Here is a 3758-nt window from a genome sequence, read left to right on the forward strand (position 1 = left end):
CGCCATGGCCGGCTTCGAGGTGGTCCTGCCGCTGATCGGCGCCGCCCGGCGGGTGCCGGAGATCCGCGCGTCGGCCGCCCGGGTGCGGGCCGTCCTCGCCACGCCACCCGCGCCGAAAGGCACCCGGACGCCCGGAAACGGGCACTTCAAGCTCGAAAACGCCGGCGTCCGCCACCCGGGCCGCGCCCCCGCGCTGCGGCACGTCGACCTGGACCTGCCGCCCGGCAAGCGCGTCGGGATCCTCGGCCCCAGCGGCGCCGGGAAGACGACGCTGCTCCGCCTCCTGCTCGGCAGCCAGTCCCCGGCCGAAGGCCGGGTGCTCCTCGACGGCCACCCGCTCGGCGAGTACGCGGACCTGTCGCAAGTCATCTCCGGCGCCGAAGCCGACGCGCACGTCTTCCACGCCACCGTCCGCGAGAACCTCCTGCTCGCCAAGCCCGACGCCACCGACGACGAGCTGCGGGAAGCCTGCGCGGTCGCCGGGTTCGACCTGGGCCTCGACCGCGAAACCGGGCCGGACGGCGACGCGCTCTCCGGCGGTCAGCGGCAGCGGCTGGTGCTGGCCCGCGCGGTCCTGGCCGCCCCGCCGGTGCTGGTGCTCGACGAGCCCGTCGAAGGCCTCGACCCCGCGCACGGCGACGCCGTCCTGAAGAACGTCCTCGCGCACGCGAAGGGCACGGTCGTGCTGGTCACCCACCGCCCCGAGCACCTCGACGGCTTCGACGAGGTGCTCACCCTCGAGGACGGGCGAGCACTTCCCGCATCGGCGGCCGGTCGGCGACCCGCACGGTCGTGACGTCCGGCAGCCACTCTTCGTCGACCTGGACGAACTGCGTGAACGGCGCGTCGGCGGCCGGCACCCCGCAGCGGGCCAGCGCCGTGCCGAGGATCTGCCGGGACATCACGCCCAGCTGGGGCAGCGACCGGTTCCGGTGCTTGCGGACGCCGAGGTTGACCTGGGCGAGCCCGTCGAGGCCGTACCGCGCTTCGGCGTCGAGGAGCAGCCCGATCTCGACGCCGTACCCGGCGGCGAACGGCACCGACTCGAGGAACTCGCGCGTGCCCGCGTACTCGCCGCCGAGCGGCTGGACCAGCCCGCCGAGCGCGGGACGCAGCGCCGAGAGCACCGGGCGCGCCAGCAGTTCCGTGACGCGCCCGCCGCCGCTGCTCTCCAGCCGCAGCGGACGGCGGTAGAAGCCCTTGACCAGGTGCACGCCCGGCTCGGTGACCAGCGGCCCGAGCAGCGACGGCACGAACGCCGGGTCCGGGTCGACCAGGTCGGAGTCGAGGAAGACGACGAGGTCGCCGCTGGTGGCGGCCAGCGACCGCCACAGCACCTCGCCCTTGCCGGGGACCGGCGGCAGGTCCGGCAGCACGTCCTCGCGGCGGACCACCCGGGCGCCCGCGGCCTCCGCCGTCCGGACCGTGGCGTCCGCCGAACCCGAGTCCACGACGACGAGCTCGTCGACGACCGAACCGACCAGGGGCCGGATCGACGCCACGACGGCACCCACCGTCCGCTCCTCGTCGAGGGCCGGTAGCACGACGGAAACCGTGCGGTCACCCTTCGCGGTCACGATGTCCTCGGGCGTCCAACCGGGCTCCTGCCACGTACGCCGCTCGAACCAACTCACGGGTAACGATCGTGCCATGCTGGTGTCACCGCCACCGAGGAGGAGGACCACTTGATCGCGCAGCTTGTCCGCTTCGTGCTGGGGCCGCTGGCCAGGGCGCTGTACCGGCCCGAGGTGCACGGGGTGGAGAACGTGCCCGCCACGGGCCCGGTGCTGCTCGCGGCCAACCACCGGGCGGCGCTCGACACCGGCGTGATCACGTTCACGACCCCGCGGCAGGTCAAGTTCCTCGGCAAGGCGGAGTACTTCGTCGGCAAGGGCCTCAAGGGCAAGGCACTGGCGGGCTTCCTCGGCGGCCTCGGCTACGTCCCGGTCGAGCGCGGCAACGCCCAGGCCGGGCTCGCCGCGCTGGAGGCGGCGCGCAAGGTCCTCGACGCCGGCGGCGTCTTCGCGATCTACCCGGAGGGCACCCGGTCCCTGGACGGCCGGCTGCACCGCGGCCACACCGGTGTCGCGGCCCTCGCGCTGGCGACCGGCGCGAAGGTGGTGCCGGTCGCGCTGACCGGCACCGAACACCTCCAGCCCGGCGGCGCGAAGATCCCGCGGCTCGCGAAGATCTCCATCACGTTCGGCAAGCCGCTGGACTTCTCCCGCTACGAGGGCCAGGACTACGCACCGGCGATCCGCCGGTCGGTCACCGACGAGGTGATGTACGCGATCCTCGAGATCTCGGGCCAGGAGTACGTGGACACCTACCACAAGCGGCCGAGCGAAGGCGTCGCCTGAGTCACCAGGGCACGGGCCCCTCGTCGTCGACGAAGGTGCCCGTCGGGCCGTCCGCGGGGATCGTCGCCAGCCGGACCGCGGCCACCGCGCCCTGGGCCGGCGTGCGGAAGCCCGCGTGGCCGTTGAGGTCGGTCGCGCAGAAGCCCGGGCAGACCGCGTTGACCAGGATCCCGTCGGGCCGCAGCTCCCGCGCGTACTGCAGCGTCAACGACGTCAATGCCGTCTTCGACGGGGTGTAGCCCGCGGAAATCGGCAGCTGGGCGTCGGGATCGGCGTTGCGGGCCAGCGACGCGCCGCCGCTGGAGACGTTGACGATCCGCGGCGCGCTCGAGCGGCGCAGCAACGGCAGCAGCGCGTTGGTGACCGTGATGACGCCGAAGTAGTTGGTCTCGAAGATCGCGCGCAGCGTGTCCAGGTCGGCCGTGCTGGGGTTCTGGTGGGAAAGGTCGGTGCCCGGCGGGCGGCTGATGGCCGCGTTGTTGATCAAGACGTCGAGACGGCCGTGGCGCTCTTCGATGCGGGACGCGGCCGCGGCGACCGACGCCGGGTCCGTCACGTCGAGGACCACCGAATCCGCGCCCAGCTCCGCGGCCGCCTTCTCGCCCAGTTCCGCGCTGCGGGCGCCGACGACGACGGTGTGCCCGAGGGCGGCGAGCTGCGCGGCGATCTCGCGGCCGATGCCCTTGTTCGCGCCGGTGACCAGAGTGATGTCGTTCATGGCTCCAGCACACCAGCGAGCGGCCCGCGCGAGCCAACACCGATGCCGCATCGGCCGATACCCTGGCGATATGGAGACGCGGGAGCTCGCCTACTTCGTCGCGGTCGCCGAGGAACTGCACTTCGGCCGCGCCGCGCGGCGCCTCGGCATGGCGCAGCCCCCGCTGTCGCGCGCCATCCAGCAGCTCGAACGCCGGATGGGCGTGCCGCTGCTGAACCGCACGAGCCGCGGCGTGAGCCTGACGCCCGCGGGCGCGGTTTTCCTCGCGGAGAGCCGCAAAGCGCTCGACGCGGTGGACGCCGCGGTGCGCCGGGCGCGGCGCGCGGGGCAGGAGGTGCCGAAGCTGCTCGTGGCGATGAAACCCGACGGCGACGCCGGCCTTCTCGCGCGGATCCTCCCCGGCTACCGCGCCGACCCGGACGCGATCGAGGTCGAGGTCGTCGTGTGCGGGATCGGCGAGCAGTCCCCCATGCTGCGCGACGGCCGCGTCGACCTGGCGTTCCTGCACGGCCCGCACGACGACGCCGTCGGGTTCGACACCGAGCTGCTGCTGGAGCAGGACCAGATCGCGATGCTCGCGCGCGGGCACCGGCTGGCCGGCCGGGCGGCGCTGGTCATGGCCGACCTCGACGGCGAGCCGTTCCCCCGCTGGCCCGGCAGCGACGTGCGGGGCCCCGAGG

At 73.9% G+C, this 3758-nt stretch carries 5 protein-coding genes; 3 read left to right on the plus strand and 2 right to left on the minus strand.

From position 1 onward, the window contains the following. Positions 1-796 (plus strand): ABC transporter ATP-binding protein (locus G3I65_RS46965; protein ID WP_160701850.1); only part of this gene is annotated, 796 nt, incomplete at its 5' end. Here G3I65_RS46965 and G3I65_RS46970 read toward each other — a convergent pair. Next, positions 732-1634 carry a glucosyl-3-phosphoglycerate synthase gene (locus G3I65_RS46970; protein WP_160701851.1) on the minus strand — a complete coding sequence of 301 codons (903 nt, stop codon included), beginning with the start codon at positions 1632-1634 and terminating at the stop codon, positions 732-734. The two genes, G3I65_RS46965 and G3I65_RS46970, sit on opposite strands and share 65 nt — an antisense overlap. Before the next feature lie 51 nt (positions 1635-1685). On the opposite strand from G3I65_RS46970, the gene G3I65_RS46975 reads away from it, so the two are divergent. Then, complete coding sequence (locus G3I65_RS46975; protein ID WP_160701852.1) at positions 1686-2360, plus strand: 1-acyl-sn-glycerol-3-phosphate acyltransferase; 675 nt, start codon at positions 1686-1688, stop codon at positions 2358-2360. A gap of 1 nt (position 2361) precedes the next feature. Here the strand turns inward: G3I65_RS46975 and G3I65_RS46980 are convergent, their stop codons facing one another. Further along, a complete protein-coding gene (locus G3I65_RS46980) occupies positions 2362-3078 on the minus strand; it encodes an SDR family oxidoreductase (RefSeq protein WP_160701853.1) in 717 nt (238 codons plus the stop codon). A 70-nt stretch (positions 3079-3148) separates the two neighbouring features. On the opposite strand from G3I65_RS46980, the gene G3I65_RS46985 reads away from it, so the two are divergent. Then, the coding region (locus G3I65_RS46985; RefSeq protein ID WP_160701854.1) for a LysR family transcriptional regulator at positions 3149-3758 on the plus strand (610 nt) is incomplete at its 3' end.

It is taken from the genome of Amycolatopsis sp. SID8362, assembly GCF_010550475.1.
In the GTDB taxonomy this organism is placed as follows: Bacteria; Actinomycetota; Actinomycetes; order Mycobacteriales; family Pseudonocardiaceae; genus Amycolatopsis; species Amycolatopsis eburnea.

Coding starts and splice junctions, on each gene's coding strand:
- G3I65_RS46980 (WP_160701853.1), bottom strand. CDS start 3,078: ATGAACGACATCACTCTGGTCACCGGCGCGAACAAGGGCATCGGCCGC.